Origin of the sequence: Pseudomonas sp. TNT3, assembly GCF_010095445.2 — a bacterium.
Lineage (GTDB): Bacteria > Pseudomonadota > Gammaproteobacteria > Pseudomonadales > Pseudomonadaceae > Aquipseudomonas.
Genome location: NZ_WFGV02000026.1, coordinates 40,244 through 57,720 on the forward strand (window position 1 = coordinate 40,244; position 17,477 = coordinate 57,720).

Sequence of the window (17,477 nt, forward strand, 5' to 3'; positions counted from 1 at the left end):
CGAAGGAGCCCACGGAACCTGCGCATCACTCAAAACGCATACGGAATACTCACTTTCGCCCACAACATTTCCCCCTCGGGCCGGTTTTCCACGTCAAATTCCTTGGCCCAGCGAATCTCCGCACTGGCGTATTTCAGGAAGGTCAGGTGCAACGCAGGGCCAATGGCGAACACCTGCCCGCGCACGCCGTCATTCACATCTTCGCCATTGAATTGCACGGTTCTGCCGAACTGCTTGTCGTCGGTGGTCTGCTTCAAATAGTAGCCATTCAAGCCGAGCATCAGGTTGTCGGTGAGCTTGTAGCTGGCGGAATAATCGACGTGGAAAATCTGCCCCGATTTGTAGTCGGTGTCCTTGTTCTTCTCGTTGAAGCTGTAAGTCGTCTTCATCGACAACTCGGTTCTCGGCGTCGGCAGCCAGGTGAAGGAAAACAGCGGTTTGTACGTGTAGAAGTTGTTGCTGGTGTTGGCCAGCCGGTCGACGCTGTATTCACCTGTCGGCACGGTGATTTCCACGGCAGCACCGAGGGTCAGGTTCTTGCCCATGTCCCAGAGAATGATCGGCGCGATGGTGGTGTCGCCCATGCCTTCGCGAGTGTCCTGCAAACCGAACATCGAGACTTCCTGTTTCAGCCACGGCTGCGCGATGTAACCGGCCAGACGGCCCCCGAACACCCGTACCGGGCTGAGGTAATCGATACGCGGAATGACTGCCGTGGATTCAATCTCGACATTGGGCACTTTGCCGCCCAGCGAGCTGATGTTCAGCTTGGTGGCTTTGTAGTGGTTGTAGTAGAGGTTGAAGGCCAGCATGTTGGCCGGGAGGCTGTTCACGTCCAGTGGCAACATGAAAAAGCCGTCGGTGCCTGGGCCAATGTTGTCCACGCCGGCCTCGGTGGCCAACGCCGGTAATTGAATGGCGCAGACACCCGCCAGGCCGACGGCCAGTCGCAAGGAAACGTTCATCCGGATCAGGTTCATGTGTGTACTCATTCTTATTGTTAGTGGTCGCGCCGGTGGCATGACGCCGGTGACCAGAGCCCCAGGGCATAGAAATAAGCTGTTAAGGCGAGCGCGGGCAGGGTATTGGCGGCCAGATAGGGGGCTTCTGCGGACAGCCTTCAATGCCTGTGCTAACTTTCGTCGACATAACCGGTAACAAAAAATAAGAATCCAGACACGATCCGGAACGTATAGCGCCCATGCAGATGAAAGTAATCGATCCCACCTTTGAACTGGCGCTGGTGTCGCCGTTTCTGCTGCAAACCCTGGCAGAAGTCGCGCAGCAAAAAGGGGTCAATCCCGAGACCCTTTGCCGAGGACTGGGCTTTGCCCTCGAAGACCTGCAGGATCCGGCGCACCGCATTTCCTACCGCCAGGCCGTGGCGATGATTCAGCGTGCGTTGAAGGCATTGCCTAACCGCGGTTTGGGCCTGTGGGTCGGTGCGCAGAACGTGCTTGGCACCCTCGGGCTTCTCGGCCACGTGCTGTCCCTGTGCAAAAACCTGCGGGATGCGTTCGAGCTGGGTATCCGTCATCAGCACACCTCCGGCGGCATCGCCGTATCGAGTGTCGAAGAAGCGGCGGACCGGGTGTTCGTCGACGTCGAGTGCCGGTTGCCGTTCGCCGACGTGCAGGTGTTCGCGGTCGAGGAGTTTTTCGCCAGTTTGCTGGTGTACGGCCGAGCGCTGGTGGGCGCGGATTTCAAGCCGATGGCGGTGGAGTTTGTGCACGCGGCGCCGGATTACCGTGCCGAGTACCACCATTGGCTGGGGCCGGATGTGCAGTTTGGCTGCCTGCAAAACCGCATGGTCATTGCCGCTCACTGGCTGGATGTGTGCCTGCCCAATCATCATTCCCTGGCATTGCGTCAGGCGGTCAAATTGCTTGAGCTGGAGGCCGCGCAGATTCATCAGAAAATGGACTTGATCCAGGCGGTGGAGCGCGCGATTTCCCGCGACCTGACTGAGGGCAGCCACATCGAAAAAATTGCCGGCGACTTGAACATGAGCAGTCGTACCTTGCGGCGACGGCTCACCGAGCACGCGTTGACGTTCGAAACCTTGCTGGAACAAGTACGCCAGGCGCGCACCATGAGCCTGCTGGGCAATCCGGAGATGTCCATCGAGCGCATTACCGAAGAAGTCGGCTACAGCGATGTGCGCAGTTTTCGTCGAGCGTTCAAGCGCTGGACCGGCTTGAGTCCCACGGCATTTCGCAACGAGGGTGCGGTCTTGCAATGAATTCGCCTCGGCGCTCAATAAAAAGGGCCGTATTTGGTGGCAAGTAGCTATCCGTTTTCCAGACGTACGGTTATGCTCCACGCGTTTCCATTTGCCAATGATTACTAACCACAGTGATGTTATGAGCCAATCCGAGACGCGTGCGACTGTTCTAGAGATGTATCCGGAAGATTCCCGCGAGGCGGCGGCCCTGCTCAAGCAAGCCGTCCCATTGATGGTTCGTCATAACATCCCGCCCAACCCCGTGCACTACGCGCTCTGGTACACCTACAGCAAGGGCCAGGTGCCCGAGCTCAATCGGCAACTGGACAAGGTAATCAAGGATTTCGATCGATTTCCTGCCGAGTCCGCGTCGAAGCTGTTTCGCGACTACATCATTCGCGACGAGCTGGAAGATGCGCGTGCCGGCCAGCAACAGGCGATCAACCTGGTCGACGACATGGCGCGGGACGTTTCGCGCAGTGTCGAAGGTAATCGCAACTTCCAGACCAGTCTCGTTCACTGCCTGGACATGCTCGAAGCGCCTACCCACGAGCGCTTGCCGGACATTTTGAGCGAACTGCAACAAAGCACCCGGCTCATGCAGAGCCAGCAGGAACACTTTCTATCCCAGCTGCATTCCGCCCAGGACGAAATCAAGACCCTGCGCAGCAAACTCGAGCGCGCGCAACTGGCCGCGACGATCGATGGCCTGACCGAACTGCTCAATCGCGCTGCCTTCACCCGCGTGCTGGAACGGGCGCTGGGCAGACCATCGCGAGGCGTCGCTCTGGTGATGCTCGATATCGATCACTTCAAGCAATTCAATGACCAGTATGGCCATCCCTTGGGCGACCGGGTTCTCCAGCATGTCGCGCAAACCTTGCGCCATTCACTGCCCAGCCACGCCAATGCCGCGCGTTACGGCGGAGAAGAATTCTGCGTGGTGCTGGAGCAATGCCCCGACCTCGCCAGCGCCCGGGCTTTTGCCGAGCAACTGCGCCTGAAAATCCAGTCGCTGCGAATCAAGGCGCGTGGCGACGGCAAGGTGCTGGACACCATAACGGCTTCCTTCGGTGTGGCGCTGGCAGTGCCCGACGACACCCTCGACAGCCTGTTGACCCGTGCGGATGACGCGTTGTATCAGGCCAAACGCAACGGTCGAAATCAGGTCATTTAAGCGCTGGCCGTTGCCCGACACTGCAGGAGCGAAGCTTGCTCGCGATGACGGCGGCACATCCAGCATCGATGTAGCCTGACACGGCCCCATCGTCGGAGTGCCGCCCGGATCAAGCCCGGCTCCCACCTGGAAGCCTGCGCTTTCATCGCCCATGAGCTTTAAGCCGTCGCAGCGCAATGACCAACGCCATGCCCATCAACATCAACGCTACGGCAAACGTGGTCTGCATCCCGTGTGCAATCGCATCGGGATGCGCGAGATTGCTTTCGACAGACCTTGATGCCAGCGCAAACACTGCGCCCAACGCAGCGGCGCCGGAGACCAGTCCCAGATTGCGCGACAAATTGAGAAAACCCGAAATCACCCCGCGCTGGTCCGCTATAACATCTGCCATCACCGCTGTGTTGTTGGCTGTCTGGAACAGCGCGTAGCCCGATGTGATGACAGCCACGGCCACCACATAGCCGCCGATGCCGAATTCCGCTGGCGTTATGGATAATGCGAAACACCCTATGACCATCGCTGCAAGCCCCGAGACAGTCATACGCCGAGCGCCGAACCGGTCGACAACGCGGCCCGCCGGCACCCCTGTCAGCGCAGCGACCAATGGCCCGACCGACATCACCAGGCCAACCCCGACGGCATCCAGTTCAAGTGCCTCTGACAAGTAAAAAGGCCCGACCACCAGCGTCGCCATCATCACCATGGTCACCAGCGCACTCATCGCCAGGCAGGCGCTCAAGTCTGGATCGCGGAACATTTCCAGGCGAATCAAGGGGGAGGCGACACGCTTCTCGATGGACACAAACATCCAGAGAGCAACACCCGCGAACACTAGAAGCGCACTGTTGAGCCATCCGAAACTGCCGCGCCCGATCGTCATCGCCAGCCCGTACGCCGTCAACATGACCACTAACATCAACGTGCCCGGCACATCGAATCCACTGCGCCTGGCTCCGGATTTCGCGCTGTCGGCAGGGAGCCAGCGATACGCGAGCCACCCTGTCAGCAGCCCCAGTGGAACAGTGATCAGAAAGATCGCCCGCCAACCGAATCCATAAATCAAAAGACCACCCAATGTAGGCCCCATCGCGGTGCCGATGGCCGACATCGTCCCGAGCATCCCCATGGCCCTGCCGATCCTGGGTTTGGGCACGGCATCGCTGACAAACGCCAGGGTCAGCGCCATCATGATGGCGGCGCCAAGCCCCTGCAGCGCTCGGGCGGTGATCAACAGATTCAGGGTCGGCGCCACTGCACATAACGCCGACGCCAGGGTAAACAGACCGATGCCGATCAGCAGTAAACGTCGACGCCCCGTGATATCACCAAGCCGTCCGACACTGACAATCAATGCGGTGATGGCGAGAAGATAGGCAATCACGACCCATTGCACCGACTGAAAGGGCGCGTTGAACGCTTCAGACAATGTCGGCAATCCCACGTTGGCAATGCTGGTCCCCAGCGAAGACAGCAACATCGACAGGGAAAGACTGGTGAGCGTCCACCGTGTGGCGCCAGCCGACCGAGCGGCGGCAATCGTAGTCATCATCTGCGTCCTCTTTCTGACCGCTCCCGAAGCGGGGCTGTCAGAAATCTACGCCCAGGCCTAACATGGCGGAAGACGCACGGTTTGCACTGTTTTCATGCGTCAAACGCCATCTCCCACCTGCCAGGAGCCGAAGCATGCCTTTCCCCGATCTGAATCTGCTGATCACTCTGGACGTGCTGCTCGCTGAAGGCAGCGTCGCCCGCGCCGCCAAACGCCTGCAGCTCAGCCCCTCGGCGATGAGTCGTTCGCTGGCCCGTTTGCGCGAGACCACGGGCGATCCGCTTCTCGTCAGGGCAGGGCGCGGTTTGGTACCAACCCCCCGGGCCATCGAATTGCGCGAGCGCGTCGGGCAACTGGTACAGGACGCCGAAGCTGTCCTTCGCCCGGCCGAACAGCCGGATCTGCAGCATCTGAGCCGCACTTTTACCCTGCGCACCAGCGAAGGCTTTGTCGAAAACTTCGGCGCGCCGCTGATAGCACGCATCGCCGCGCAAGCCCCCGGTGTGCGCCTGCGCTTCATGCACAAACCCGATAAGGACAGCACCGCGCTACGGGACGGCACCGTGGATCTGGAAACAGGCGTGGTCGGGAAGGGCGCGGGGCCGGAGCTGCGTACGCAGGGGCTGTTTCGCGACCGCTTCATTGGCGTCATGCGCGAAGACCATCCACTCGGCAAAGGCGACATCACGCCTGCTCGCTTTGCGGCGGGCGGGCACATCAGTATTTCCAGGAGGGGGTTGGATAAAGGACCGATTGATGACGCGCTGGCGGCGCTGCAACTCACACGCGACATCGTGACGACGGTCGCCGGTTTCTCGACCGCTCTGGCGCTCGCCAGGGACACCGACCTGATCACCTGTGTTCCAGAGCGCCACACTGAAAGCCTGCGTGCCGGGATGCACAGCTTTGCACTTCCATTCGAGATGCAGCCGTTTACCGTGGCCATGCTCTGGCATCCGCGAATGGATGCCGACCCGGTGCATCGCTGGTTGCGCGGGTGTCTTAAAGAGGTGTGCGCGCCATGAGTCGTGGCCCGATAAATTGATCCGTTTGCTCTTTGAAAAAGAGGAAATGCCTGACAGATAAGTTTTATCAAGAACGCCTTAATTCCCGTGCACCAGTGTCCAGGAAAGGTGTTTCGCAGGAACCTGTTGAAGCCGTTGGACACTCGATGAACAGCCAGAATCGAGGAGCTTCACCATGGCAAAACCGTTGAATTTATTGACCCCTTCCCAGGCGCAGGCTGCTTTGGAAGGAGATCACACCCTAAAACAACTTAGCGGCCGCTCTTGGGTTTCGGAGTTTCCAACCAGTACGCGTCTTGACGATCTCAGCCCGGCCTTTGGTTCGTCTGCCCATTCCTTCATCAGCGCCCTCCAGGCAGCAGGTGCGAGCGTGAACATCGCCGCTACGTTGCGTCCTGCCCAGCGTGCATTCCTGATGCATTGGGCCTGGAAAATCGTCAATGCCGACGCAGACCCGAAAACCATCCCGACTCGCGAGGGCGTGAACATCGAGTGGAGCCACGTAGACGAAAAGGGCGAATTTTGTAGCGAGCGATCCATCGTCGCCGCCCGCGAAATGGTGGATGCCTATGGCCTGAAAAAACTGAGAGTTGCCCCGGCGCTGAGGTCACGACACATCGAGGGGAATGCCATTGATATGGCCATTTCCTGGACGGGAACGCTTTCCATAACGGACGCCTTGGGCTCGACCATTCACATCACGACAGCGCCCAAGACAGGAATGAATACGGACTTGCACGCGGTGGCAATCACTTACGGCGTCATCAAGTTCATGGGCGGCGACAAGGACATACCTCATTGGTCTACTGATGGATGCTGAACCCACGCCAGCTCCTAAAACGTGAACCGCCGCGTGGTATCCAGAGCCACTTCCTTGTCCAATAGGTGCTCAACCAACACATCGTTCAGAAACCGAAACTGATCATTCAACCCCACCACTTCATTGCTGAAATGGTTGGCGGCGGCCGGCATCAGCAACGCTTCGAAATTTTTGTCGAACACCAGTGAAAGCGCCTGGCGCGGAACAACCTGCTGGGAATAGTAGTTATTGCCAAAAACCGGAAAGCTCACGGAGAGGGTGACGGGTTGAATCATGATGGCTGCTCCTCGGTCTGACCGACGTCCAGAACGATCCAGGAAAAAAGGGTGAGGGTGACGGCGGTCAGGGCCAGGCAAGTCAGGAGATGAATCAGCATGATGAACCCCTCCGATGCGGGATTTATTGTCGGGATGAGGTTGATCCTACGCTGACGGATTTTTTGCGGAAGGCATTCGGGACGATGGTGGTTATCGATGGGAATGATGGTCAGGAGGGAGGGTGTTTTGACTGGCCCCTGATGATCCGGCATCGATGCCAACTGACGCGGCCCCATCGCGAGCAGGCTCACTCCCACAATTTTCGGCGGTGTACGCCAATGCTGTGGCCGACAAAGATCCCTGTAGGAGTGAGCCTGCTCGCGATAGCGGTCTTACATCCAACATCGATATCGACTGACACGGCCCCATCGCGAGCAGGCTCACTCCTACAGTTTTCGGCGGTGTATGCCAATGCTATGACCGACAAAGATCCCTGTGGGAGCCGAGCTTGCTCGCGATAGCGGCCTACAGATTCGACACCGGACCAAGGACAGACCCGGTCCTCCACCTATACTCAAACCAGTACCCTTCGACCGCCGATCCTTACGGTCGGCGTAACACTTTCGGGAAGCCGCGACCTTGAACCTGCGTTCGCTGATCGTCGCCGTGCTGTTGGTCGTGGCGGGTTGCGCCACGCCCACGCGTGCGCCTGTTTCCCCGCCACCGGTCATCGTTTCCCAGGCCACTTGGCAGCAAGTGGACCGGGACATTGTGGCGGCATCACGATCGGCCACTGAGCAGGCCAAGGTCTTTGCGCGCGGGTCCATGGAACATTGGCGCACACGCGTTTACGAACAGACCGAAGAGAATTTCATTCCGTGGTTCAGCAGTTATTGGGCCCAGGAATGGATGTCGATGAAAGTCAGCTGGTACACCATCAGCGCCAAAGGTGAGCAGGACGCCTCGGCCAAGCGTCTGGCGGCGTATTTGCTGGAGGAATACCAGGAACGCGTCCTGGCACCGGTGGCGGTGGAAATCGACCCGGACGCGATTCTTCATCAGGCCACCGAGTTTTATGTGCAGCTCATTGGCCAGCAACTGCAGGTCATCTCCCAGCGCTACGGCGTACCGATGGACCAGCTCAATGCCCGCGTCAACAAGATCCCCGCCATCGCGCTGGGCCCGCCCTCTGCCCGGGACGCCTCCCTCTATCAGGTCATCCATACCGACCTGAACATGCTCCCGGCGTTTTCCGCGCTGATCGACAAGATCCACACCGCGGGCGGCGACAAGGGCGTCGGCTCGACCGATACCGCCATGGCGCCCGTGGCCAAGCGCGCCAGTCAGCGAATGGAAGCCGAAATGGCTCCGCGTGGGGCGGCCAGTGCGGTGGCGGCGGCGGCAGGGAGGCTGGCGGGAGGATTGATTACCGTGGGCGTCGCAGGGATTCGCGCGATCATCCAGGCCAGCGACCGGCCTGACAGCGAGGCGCTGATTCGCAGCAGCCTGGGCAATACGTTCGACAAAGCCTGGGTGAAGCTGGTGCAGAACCCGACGACCGGAGTGATGGCCGGGACGTTGTACATGGCGGCGCAAGTTGAAGGGAATCTGGCGGGGGCCGTCGAAGCACCGTCGGTCAGTTCGGGGGGCGGGTCTGTCGACTGGAGCCCGACGGAATCGACTAACCAGCAGATCGACCCTCTACCCCCCGCAGGAGAATGACCATGTCTTACGTTGATGGCTTCATTGCAGCAGTCCCCACCGCCAATCGGGAAAAGTTCAAGAAACACGCCGAGTCGGCCGCCGTCATTTTCAAAGAAAACGGTGCCTTGAGCGTCGTTGAATGTTGGGGCGATGACGTGCCCGACGGCAAGGTCACCTCGTTCCCCATGGCGGTCAAGCTCAAGGACGACGAAACCGTGGTGTTTTCCTGGATCGTCTGGCCCGACAAGGCCACCCGCGATGCCGGAATGAACAAGCTCATGTCCGACCCGCGCATGCAGCCGGACGTCAACCCGATGCCATTCGACGGGCAGCGCATGGTATTCGGCGGTTTCAACGTGATCATGCAAGCCTGACGCCCGTCGCAGGATCACTCCGATGAAGGGTTGATCCTGCAGCTCTTGCGATTGCGGATTTCACTGTCCGTAGGTCGTTCCCGGATAAATTCGAAACGCGGCTCACCTTCGCTATAGTGAACCAGCCATCCCCAGTCCAGCTCGGACTCATCCTGACCAGGTCGCGGTGGCATTGCCCACCACGGTTCCTTGCTGATGATCTCTCGCATGGTCACCTCCCGTTGATTCGGTTGTCTGAACTATAACTTGCCCACCAGGAGCTGCCAGGCATGAGCGACGAATCCCATGAGCCGTCGAAACGGCTGTTTTTCGCGCTGGACTGCGCACCCGCGCAACGCCGGGCGATAGCGCAATGGCGTAGCGCGCTGCAACTCAGGACCGGCCGCCCGGTGCCTGCGGAAAATTTCCACCTGACGTTGTTGTTTCTCGGCTCGGTCGATGTGGCGCAGATCGCCGATGTCTGCAGTGCCGCTGGCAAGGTTCGCGTGCCCGGTGAGCCATTGCGGGTCGAGCTGGATCGACTGGATGCCTGGCGCAGGGCAGGGGCGCTGGTGCTGGCATCAGAGCAGGCGCCACCCGCGTTGCTACGTCTGGTGTATGCGCTGGAGCAGGCGATGCTGCCGTTCGGATTCGAGGAGACGTCCAGGGAATTTCGGCCGCACCTGACCTTGATGCGCGACTACCGGGCACCGGTGCCCGAATCGACGACGCCCCCGGAGTTTTTCCTGCACGCCGATCACTTCGCCCTGTTCGAATCCCATAAAGGCCGTTATCGGGCACTCGCGCAGTGGCCGTTGATTACATAACGCCAGCCACAAAAAAAGGCGCCCGAGGGCGCCCAAATTCACCTTGACCGAGGAAGCCAGGTGAGGCCGTTCTTCATCAGAGAAAGGCAGCGGTGGTAAGGCGCTGCGGGAACGGAAATCGTTTCAATCCTGCGTTGTCAGTTAGGGCCTCATCGCGGGCAAGCCTTGCTCCCACAGGTATCGGTGTCGATCACTCCTCTATGATCCGTCTTGATTCCCTGTGGGAGCGGGCTTGCCCGCGATGGCGGCCGCAAACCCAACCACTACCTCAAGTGAGTCACTTCCCGAGCTTCACCCGAGTCCAACCCCGAGTCATCACCCGCTGAATACCAATCGGCAAATCCGGAATCGCATACAACGTCGCGATCACGTCTTGCGGCGGATACGACCCTGGATCATCACGAATCGCCTCATCCACCAAAGGCGTCGCCGCCGCGTTGGCATTGCTGTAGCCAATGTTGTTGGTGATCTCGGCGATGATGTCCGGGCGCATCAGGAAGTTCATGAACAGGTAAGCGTTTTCGACGTTCGCCGCATCGCGGGGGATGGCAACCATGTCGTAGAAACTGCCGGCACCTTCTTTCGGAATGCTGTAATCAATCTTCACTTTATCGCCGGCTTCCTTGGCGCGGGCCTTGGCCTGCAGCACGTCGCCGGAGTAACCGACCGCCACGCAGATGTTGCCGTTGGCCAGGTCGGAGATGTACTTCGAGGAATGGAAATACGCCACCGATGGGCGAATCTTCATGAACAGCGCTTCGGCTTCAGCGATTTGAGCCTTGTCCTGGGAATTCACCGCATAACCCAGATAGTGCAGGGCAGCCGGCAGCATTTCCGTTGGCGAATCAAGGAAGCTGATACCGCAGGCTTTGAGTTTTTCCGCGTTTTGCGGTTTGAACAACAGGTCCCAGGAGTTGGTCGGGGCATTTTCGCCGAGCACTTCCTTGACCTTGTCCGGATTGAACCCGATACCAATCGAGCCCCACATGTACGGGAAGGCGTGACCGTTGTCGGGGTCGCTGGCAGAGGCGTTTTTCAGCAACACCGGGTTCAGGTTTTTCCAGTTCGACAGCTTCGACTTGTCCAGTTCCTGATAGACGCCAGCCTTGATCTGCTTGGCCAGAAAACTGTTGGACGGCACGACGATGTCATAGCCGGATTTGCCGGCAAGCAGCCGCGCTTCAAGCGTTTCATTGCTGTCGAACACATCGTAGGTCACACGGATGCCGGTCTCGTCTTCGAACTTTTTGACGGTGTCCGGGGCGATGTAATCCGACCAGTTGTAAACGCGCAGTACCTTGTCATTGGCCTGGGCGCCTGTGGCGATCGCGCCGAATAAGGACAGTGTCAGCAAAGTCCTGCCAAGCATTTTCATCGAGTACAACTCCAATTCTTTTTATTCAAAATCACACAGCAAAGATGCAGTGAACACACAACCTTTGAAGCGAACTCAAACCCTGAAGCCAACACATCAACCCTGTGGCGAGGGAGCTTGCTCCCGCTTGAGTGCGCAGCACTCACAAAAAATTGGCGGGGTGGCCGGAGTTTTCGGGGTCGCTTCGCAACCCAGCGCGAGCAAGCTCGCTCGCCACAGGAGCATGTTTACGTCCGATGACATCAGGCGGTAGCACCCGCCAATGGCTTACCAGGCTGCCACGACTCACTGGCCGTCTGATCCATCGCTTCCTGAATCGCACGTTTACGGCTCGCTTCAGCGCGACGGCTGAAGTACCAGACCATGAACGTCACAATCGACACCGCCAACAAAATCAGGCTGGCAACCGCGTTGATCTCAGGCTTCACACCCAGACGCACCGCCGAGAACACTTCCATCGGCAGGGTCGTCGACCCCGGCCCCGACACGAAGCTCGCCAGCACCAGATCATCCAGCGACAAGGCAAACGACATCATGCCGCCCGCCGCCAGTGACGGCGCGATCATCGGAATGGTGATCAGGAAAAACACCTTGAAGGGCTTCGCACCGAGGTCCATGGCCGCTTCTTCGATGGACAGGTCCAGCTCGCGAAGGCGGGCGGAGACTACCACTGCGACATAGGCGGCACAAAACGTGGTGTGGGCGATCCAGATCGTGACGATGCCACGCTCCATCGGCCAACCGATCAACTGCGCCATGGCCACGAACAGCAGCAACAGCGACAGACCGGTGATCACTTCCGGCATCACCAGCGGCGCGGTCACCAAACCGCCGAACAACGTGCGGCCCTTGAAGCGTGTCACGCGGGTCAGCACGAACGCTGCCAACGTCCCCAATGCGACCGCCGCCACCGCCGTGTAGCAGGCGATTTCCAGCGAGCGCACCACCGAGCCCATCAGTTGGGTGTTGTCGAGCAGCCCGGCGTACCACTTGAACGACCAGCCGCCCCACACCGTCACCAGTTTGGAGGCGTTGAACGAGTAGATCACCAGAATCAGCATCGGCAGGTAGATAAACGACAAGCCGAAAATCAGCATGAACTTTGAAAATCCGAAGCGTTTCATCCCCGTGCCTCCATCTCTTTGGCCTGGCTGCGGTTAAACAGCAGAATCGGCACAATCAGGATCAACAGCATCACCACCGCCAGGGCAGACGCCACCGGCCAATCGCGATTGTTGAAGAACTCTTGCCACAACACGCGACCGATCATCAGCGTCTCCGGGCCACCGAGCAGCTCGGGAATCACGAACTCACCGACCACCGGAATGAACACCAGCATGCAACCGGCGATGATGCCGTTCTTGGCCAGCGGCACGGTGATTTTCCAGAAGTTGTTGAAGTTGCTCGAACCCAGGTCCTGCGCCGCTTCCAGCAGGCTGCCATCGTGCTTGACCAGGTTGGCGTACAGCGGCAGCACCATGAACGGCAGGTACGCATACACCACGCCGATATAGACAGCGGTGTTGGTGTTGAGGATCTCGATCGGGTGCGACGTCAGGCCGGTCCACATCAGGAACGCGTTGAGCAAGCCGTTGTTGCTGAGGATGCCCATCCACGCATACACACGGATCAGGATCGCGGTCCAGGTCGGCATCATGATCAGCAGCAGCAAGACGTTCTGCGATTCCTTGCTCGCCTTGGTGATCGCGTAAGCCATCGGGAAACCGATCACCAGGCACATCAAGGTGCTGAAAAACGCGACCTTCAACGACCCGAGGTAGGCGGCGATGTACAACTCATCCCCGGCCAGCAGCGCGTAGTTGCCGATGTTGAGCAGCAGGTTGAATTTCTGCTCGGCGAAGGTGTAGATCTCCGAGTACGGCGGAATCGCCAGGGCGGCTTCGGAGAAGCTGATCTTCATCACCAGGAAAAACGGCAACAGGAAGAACAGGCACAGCCACAGGAACGGAATGCCAATGACCAGTTTTCGCCCGCTGGGGACCAGTCTGAGGAATTGCTGATTGAAGGTTCTCATGCGCGCAGTACCACGCCGCTGTCGTCTTCCCACCACACGTAGACCTGGTCGTCCCAGGTTGGACGTGCGCCGCGGCGTTCGGCGTTGGCCATGAACGACTGCACGACTTTGCCGCCTGGCAGTTGCACATAAAACACCGAGTGGCCGCCGAGGTAGGCGATGTCATGCACCTTGCCCACGGACCAGTTGTAGCGGGTGTCTGGCTTGATGGTGCTGACCAGCATTTTTTCCGGGCGGATCGCGTAGGTGATCGACTTGTCCTGCACCGACGTGCTGACGCCGTGACCGACGTAGATCTTCTGCTCAAGGTCCGGGCTGTGAATGATCGCGTGACCTTCAAGGTCTTCAACAACCGTGCCTTCGAAGGCGTTCACGTTGCCGATGAACTCGCAGACCATGCGGCTGACCGGAGCTTCGTAGATGTCGACCGGGCTGCCGATCTGGGCGATCCAGCCCAGGTGCATGATCGCGATGCGCTGGGCCATGGTCATGGCCTCTTCCTGATCGTGGGTCACCATCACGCACGTCACGCCGACGCGCTCGATGATTTCCACCAGCTCAAGCTGCATCTGCGAACGCAGTTTCTTGTCCAGCGCGCCCATCGGCTCGTCGAGCAGCAACAGCTTCGGACGCTTGGCCAACGAGCGAGCCAACGCCACACGCTGACGCTGACCGCCGGACAGTTGGTGAGGTTTGCGCTTGGCGTACTGGGTCATGTGCACCAGTCGCAGCATCTCTTCCACACGGGCGTCGATTTCACTGGCGGACAGCCGATCCTGCTTCAGGCCGAAGGCAATGTTCTGCGCCACGGTCATGTGCGGGAACAGGGCGTACGACTGGAACATCATGTTGATCGGCCGCTCATACGGCGGCATGTCGGTGATGTCCACACCGTCGAGCAGGATACGTCCTTCGGTGGGGCGCTCGAACCCTGCGAGCATGCGCAGCAGCGTCGATTTACCGGAGCCGGAACCGCCGAGCAGGGCGAAGATTTCGTCTTGATGGATCTCAAGCGAGACATCATCCACTGCGACGGTTTCGTCGAATTTCTTGGTGACGCGATCGACTTTCACCAGCACCTTTTTCGGTGCCTGGTGACCTTCAAGAGCCTTCCTGTAGATGCTGGAGGCGTTTGCCATGTGAAACTCCCAACAGGTTTCAGTCGTCGGGCCAACGCGGCCTGACTTAATAGTGAATTGCCAACGCGAGCCGTGCGGTGCCAGTCAGAGCGCTGCCCCCCTGTAGGACGACTGTGGCGAGGGGATTTATCCCCGTTGGGTGGCGCAGCCGCCCCAAAATTTTGGGCCTGCTCCGCAGTCCAGCGGGGATAAATCCCTTCGCCACATTTATGTCCCACAGGGGATTTGCGTTTGCTGCACTGGCATCGACCGGCCTGGGCTGGGGCGGCGCCGCCGTCCTGGCTGCCTGGGTCGTACTTGTTGTTATTGCAGTGTGTTGTTTTCACAAGTCACGGATGCGCATAGGCGCACCCGCCAGACTCGCGGGGGCAGTAAACGGGTTGATTGTCTGTTTAAGTCAGCGCGCGTTACGCAGCGCAGCCCGTCGCCGGCACGCATCGCCGAACGCCTGGAAAATACTCAAATAGGGAGGGTTCGAAAGCACCTGCCATTCCGGGTGCCATTGCACACCGACGGCAAAGGTGGGGCTGCGCTCCACCGAAATCGCCTCGATCAAACCGTCCGGCGCAATCGCCTCGCAGCGCAGGCCAGGCCCCAGTCGGTCGATGCCCTGGCTGTGAATCGAATTGACCATGAACTCGCCAGGCAACTTCAGCGCTTCAAATACACCCCCAGGCTGAACCGTCACGGCATGGGCCGGTGCGTACTGCACGGCCAGTTCCGGGTGATCCGCCTCGCGGTGATCGAGCATGCCCGGCAGCTCATGCACCTTCTGATGCAGGCTGCCACCAAACGCGACGTTCATTTCCTGAAAGCCACGGCAGATGCCGAGCACCGGAACGCCTGCCGCGATGGCTGCACGTAATAAGGGGAGGGTAGTGGCATCCCGGGCCGGATCGTGATCCGTGCCGGGCGCACTGGCCGTGCCTTGATAGTGGAAAGGTTCCACATTCGAAGGTGAGCCGGTCAGCAACAGACCGTCGAGCTGCGCGAGCAGATCCTCGATTTCAGTCAGTTCGCCTAAGGAAGGAATGACCACGGGCAACCCCAAAGCCGCGACGCTGACAGTACGCAAGTACTTGTCGCCGCTGACGTGGTAGGGGTGCAGGCCAATCTGTTTGACGCATGCAGTAACGCCGATCAATGGCTTGAATGCCATTTTTATCACCTCGAAGTTTCACACTTGAACGAGCTTTTCCGGAGCTTAGCCTTGTTGATTTTAATTAACAACTCTCATGTAAAAAATTCTAAACGCCGTGTGTCCGATCATTAGGATTTACGCGGTGTGCGGGACTGATGTGGCACTCTCGTGCCCATTAGAGGCCCGAAAATAAAGGTTGAAAGGCCAAGTGTTCGCTATTGACTTCACTTTGCCTTTCGGATTGACTGAGCTCGCAACAAGGCAGTGAACATAATAATTAACAGCTAATAGGTGCATCATGTCGGTCCCTCTGCGTACCGTTCAACTCAACGAAGCAAACGCATTCCTTAAGAAATATCCTGAGGTTTTGTACGTCGACCTTCTGATTGCGGATATGAACGGTGTGGTGCGCGGCAAGCGCATCGAACGCACCAGTCTTCATAAGGTTTACGAAAAAGGCATCAACCTTCCGGCGTCGCTCTTCGCCCTGGACATCAACGGTTCAACGGTGGAAAGCACCGGCCTGGGTCTGGACATCGGCGACTCCGATCGAATCTGCTACCCCATCCCCAATACCCTCAGCATCGAGCCTTGGCAGAAGCGCCCAACCGCGCAACTGTTAATGACCATGCACGAACTGGAAGGCCAACCGTTCTTCGCCGACCCTCGCGAAGTACTGCGTCAGGTCGTGAGCAAGTTCGATGACATGGGCCTGACCATCTGCGCCGCGTTTGAACTCGAGTTCTATCTGATCGACCAGGACAATGTGAACGGTCGTCCGCAATCGCCACGTTCGCCGGTGTCGGGCAAGCGTCCGATGTCGACTCAGGTGTACCTGATCGACGACCTGGACGAATACGTCGACTGCCTGCAAGACATCCTCGAAGGCGCAAAAGAGCAGGGCATTCCTGCGGACGCCATCGTCAAGGAAAGCGCCCCGGCGCAATTCGAAGTGAACCTGCACCACGTCTCCGACCCTATAAAGGCCTGCGACTACGCGGTGTTGCTCAAGCGTCTGGTGAAGAACATCGCCTACGACCACGAGATGGACACCACCTTCATGGCCAAGCCGTATCCGGGCCAGGCGGGCAATGGTCTGCACGTGCACATTTCGATTCTCGACAAAGAAGGCAACAACATCTTCGCCAGCGAGGATCCCGAGCAGAACGCCGCGCTGCGACACGCGATCGGCGGTGTGCTCGAGACCCTGCCGGCGCAGATGGCGTTCCTGTGCCCGAACGTCAACTCGTACCGCCGCTTTGGCGCGCAGTTCTACGTGCCGAACTCGCCAAGCTGGGGCATCGATAACCGGACCGTGGCCGTGCGCGTGCCAAACGGTTCGCCGGACGCCGTGCGCATCGAACACCGCGTTGCCGGTGCCGACGCCAACCCGTACTTGCTGATGGCGTCGGTCCTGGCCGGTATTCACCACGGCTTGACCAACGAAATCGAGCCGGGCCCACCGGTGGAAGGCAACAGCTACGAGCAGAACGAACAGAGCCTGCCAAACAACCTGCGCGACGCACTGCGCGAGCTGGACGACAGCGAAGTCATGGCCAAATACATCGACCCGCTGTACATCGACGTGTTCGTCGCGTGCAAGGAAAGCGAGCTGGCCGAGTTCGAGAACTCCATCTCGGACCTTGAGTACAACTGGTACTTGCACACGGTTTGATGGCGTTGGCGGCGTACACAAGATTTGTGGCCGCCGCCAAACCTGTGGGAGCTGGCTTGCCAGCGATGGCGTCATCGCAGTCCACATTCATGGCGTCTGATCCACCGCAATCGCTGGCAAGCCAGCTCCCACAAGGATCGCATTTCAATTTTTTTGATTGGGCGGGCAAACCC

At 59.1% G+C, this 17,477-nt stretch carries 17 protein-coding genes; 8 read left to right on the forward strand and 9 right to left on the reverse strand.

The genetic code is table 11. The annotated features are described in order from the left end of the window. Positions 1-29 precede the first annotated feature (29 nt). Positions 30-980 carry a transporter gene (locus GBC55_RS16495; RefSeq protein WP_162438463.1) on the reverse strand — a complete coding sequence of 317 codons (951 nt, stop codon included), beginning with the start codon at positions 978-980 and terminating at the stop codon, positions 30-32. 221 nt (positions 981-1,201) lie between these two features. On the opposite strand from GBC55_RS16495, the gene GBC55_RS16500 reads away from it, so the two are divergent. After that, positions 1,202-2,242, forward strand: a complete 1,041-nt coding sequence (locus GBC55_RS16500; protein WP_162438464.1) for an AraC family transcriptional regulator — start codon at positions 1,202-1,204, stop codon at positions 2,240-2,242. 121 nt (positions 2,243-2,363) lie between these two features. Next, positions 2,364-3,401 carry a GGDEF domain-containing protein gene (locus GBC55_RS16505; protein WP_247266934.1) on the forward strand — a complete coding sequence of 346 codons (1,038 nt, stop codon included), beginning with the start codon at positions 2,364-2,366 and terminating at the stop codon, positions 3,399-3,401. A 142-nt stretch (positions 3,402-3,543) separates the two neighbouring features. Here GBC55_RS16505 and GBC55_RS16510 read toward each other — a convergent pair whose 3' ends face one another. Further along, positions 3,544-4,950 (reverse strand): MFS transporter, encoded by a 1,407-nt coding sequence (locus GBC55_RS16510; protein ID WP_162438502.1) that lies wholly within the window; start codon positions 4,948-4,950, stop codon positions 3,544-3,546. A 137-nt stretch (positions 4,951-5,087) separates the two neighbouring features. Here GBC55_RS16510 and GBC55_RS16515 point away from each other — a divergent pair, with 137 nt between their 5' ends. Both GBC55_RS16515 and GBC55_RS16520 read left to right on the forward strand, forming a co-directional pair. Next, positions 5,088-5,978, forward strand: a complete 891-nt coding sequence (locus GBC55_RS16515) for a LysR family transcriptional regulator (RefSeq protein ID WP_162438465.1) — start codon at positions 5,088-5,090, stop codon at positions 5,976-5,978. Between the two features lie 175 nt (positions 5,979-6,153). Further along, complete coding sequence (locus GBC55_RS16520; protein WP_162438466.1) at positions 6,154-6,798, forward strand: peptidoglycan-binding domain-containing protein; 645 nt, start codon at positions 6,154-6,156, stop codon at positions 6,796-6,798. 14 nt (positions 6,799-6,812) lie between these two features. On the opposite strand, the gene GBC55_RS16525 is transcribed toward GBC55_RS16520, so the two are convergent. After that, on the reverse strand, positions 6,813-7,073 hold the full coding sequence (locus GBC55_RS16525; RefSeq protein WP_162438467.1) for a hypothetical protein: 261 nt from the start codon (positions 7,071-7,073) through the stop codon (positions 6,813-6,815). A 621-nt stretch (positions 7,074-7,694) separates the two neighbouring features. Between GBC55_RS16525 and GBC55_RS16530 the strand changes: the two genes are divergently transcribed. Further along, positions 7,695-8,777, forward strand: a complete 1,083-nt coding sequence (locus GBC55_RS16530) for a hypothetical protein (RefSeq protein ID WP_162438468.1) — start codon at positions 7,695-7,697, stop codon at positions 8,775-8,777. Positions 8,778-8,779: 2 nt separating this feature from the next. Next, the gene (locus GBC55_RS16535; RefSeq protein ID WP_162438469.1) at positions 8,780-9,133 is read left to right on the forward strand and encodes a DUF1428 domain-containing protein; all 354 of its coding nucleotides are present in this window, start codon (positions 8,780-8,782) and stop codon (positions 9,131-9,133) included. A gap of 14 nt (positions 9,134-9,147) precedes the next feature. Here GBC55_RS16535 and GBC55_RS16540 read toward each other — a convergent pair whose 3' ends face one another. Then, entirely contained in the window at positions 9,148-9,342 is a 195-nt protein-coding gene (locus tag GBC55_RS16540) for a hypothetical protein (RefSeq protein WP_162438470.1), read from the reverse strand. 60 nt (positions 9,343-9,402) lie between these two features. Here GBC55_RS16540 and thpR point away from each other — a divergent pair, with 60 nt between their 5' ends. Then, the gene (thpR, locus tag GBC55_RS16545; protein ID WP_162438471.1) at positions 9,403-9,939 is read left to right on the forward strand and encodes an RNA 2',3'-cyclic phosphodiesterase; all 537 of its coding nucleotides are present in this window, start codon (positions 9,403-9,405) and stop codon (positions 9,937-9,939) included. Positions 9,940-10,216: 277 nt separating this feature from the next. Here thpR and GBC55_RS16550 read toward each other — a convergent pair whose 3' ends face one another. From GBC55_RS16550 to GBC55_RS16570, 5 genes are all read right to left on the reverse strand, one after another. Further along, the gene (locus tag GBC55_RS16550; protein WP_162438472.1) at positions 10,217-11,314 is read right to left on the reverse strand and encodes a polyamine ABC transporter substrate-binding protein; all 1,098 of its coding nucleotides are present in this window, start codon (positions 11,312-11,314) and stop codon (positions 10,217-10,219) included. 242 nt (positions 11,315-11,556) lie between these two features. Next, positions 11,557-12,438 carry an ABC transporter permease subunit gene (locus tag GBC55_RS16555; protein WP_162438473.1) on the reverse strand — a complete coding sequence of 294 codons (882 nt, stop codon included), beginning with the start codon at positions 12,436-12,438 and terminating at the stop codon, positions 11,557-11,559. After that, the gene (locus GBC55_RS16560; protein ID WP_162438474.1) at positions 12,435-13,349 is read right to left on the reverse strand and encodes an ABC transporter permease subunit; all 915 of its coding nucleotides are present in this window, start codon (positions 13,347-13,349) and stop codon (positions 12,435-12,437) included. The genes GBC55_RS16555 and GBC55_RS16560 overlap by 4 nt, the downstream gene beginning before the upstream one ends. After that, a complete protein-coding gene (potA, locus tag GBC55_RS16565) occupies positions 13,346-14,488 on the reverse strand; it encodes a polyamine ABC transporter ATP-binding protein (protein ID WP_162438475.1) in 1,143 nt (380 codons plus the stop codon). The genes GBC55_RS16560 and potA overlap by 4 nt, the downstream gene beginning before the upstream one ends. Before the next feature lie 397 nt (positions 14,489-14,885). Beyond that, positions 14,886-15,647, reverse strand: a complete 762-nt coding sequence (locus tag GBC55_RS16570; protein ID WP_162438476.1) for a gamma-glutamyl-gamma-aminobutyrate hydrolase family protein — start codon at positions 15,645-15,647, stop codon at positions 14,886-14,888. A gap of 280 nt (positions 15,648-15,927) precedes the next feature. Here GBC55_RS16570 and GBC55_RS16575 point away from each other — a divergent pair, with 280 nt between their 5' ends. Then, positions 15,928-17,304: a glutamine synthetase family protein gene (locus tag GBC55_RS16575; RefSeq protein ID WP_162438477.1), complete on the forward strand. Its 1,377-nt coding sequence runs from the start codon at positions 15,928-15,930 to the stop codon at positions 17,302-17,304. Positions 17,305-17,477: the final 173 nt, after the last annotated feature.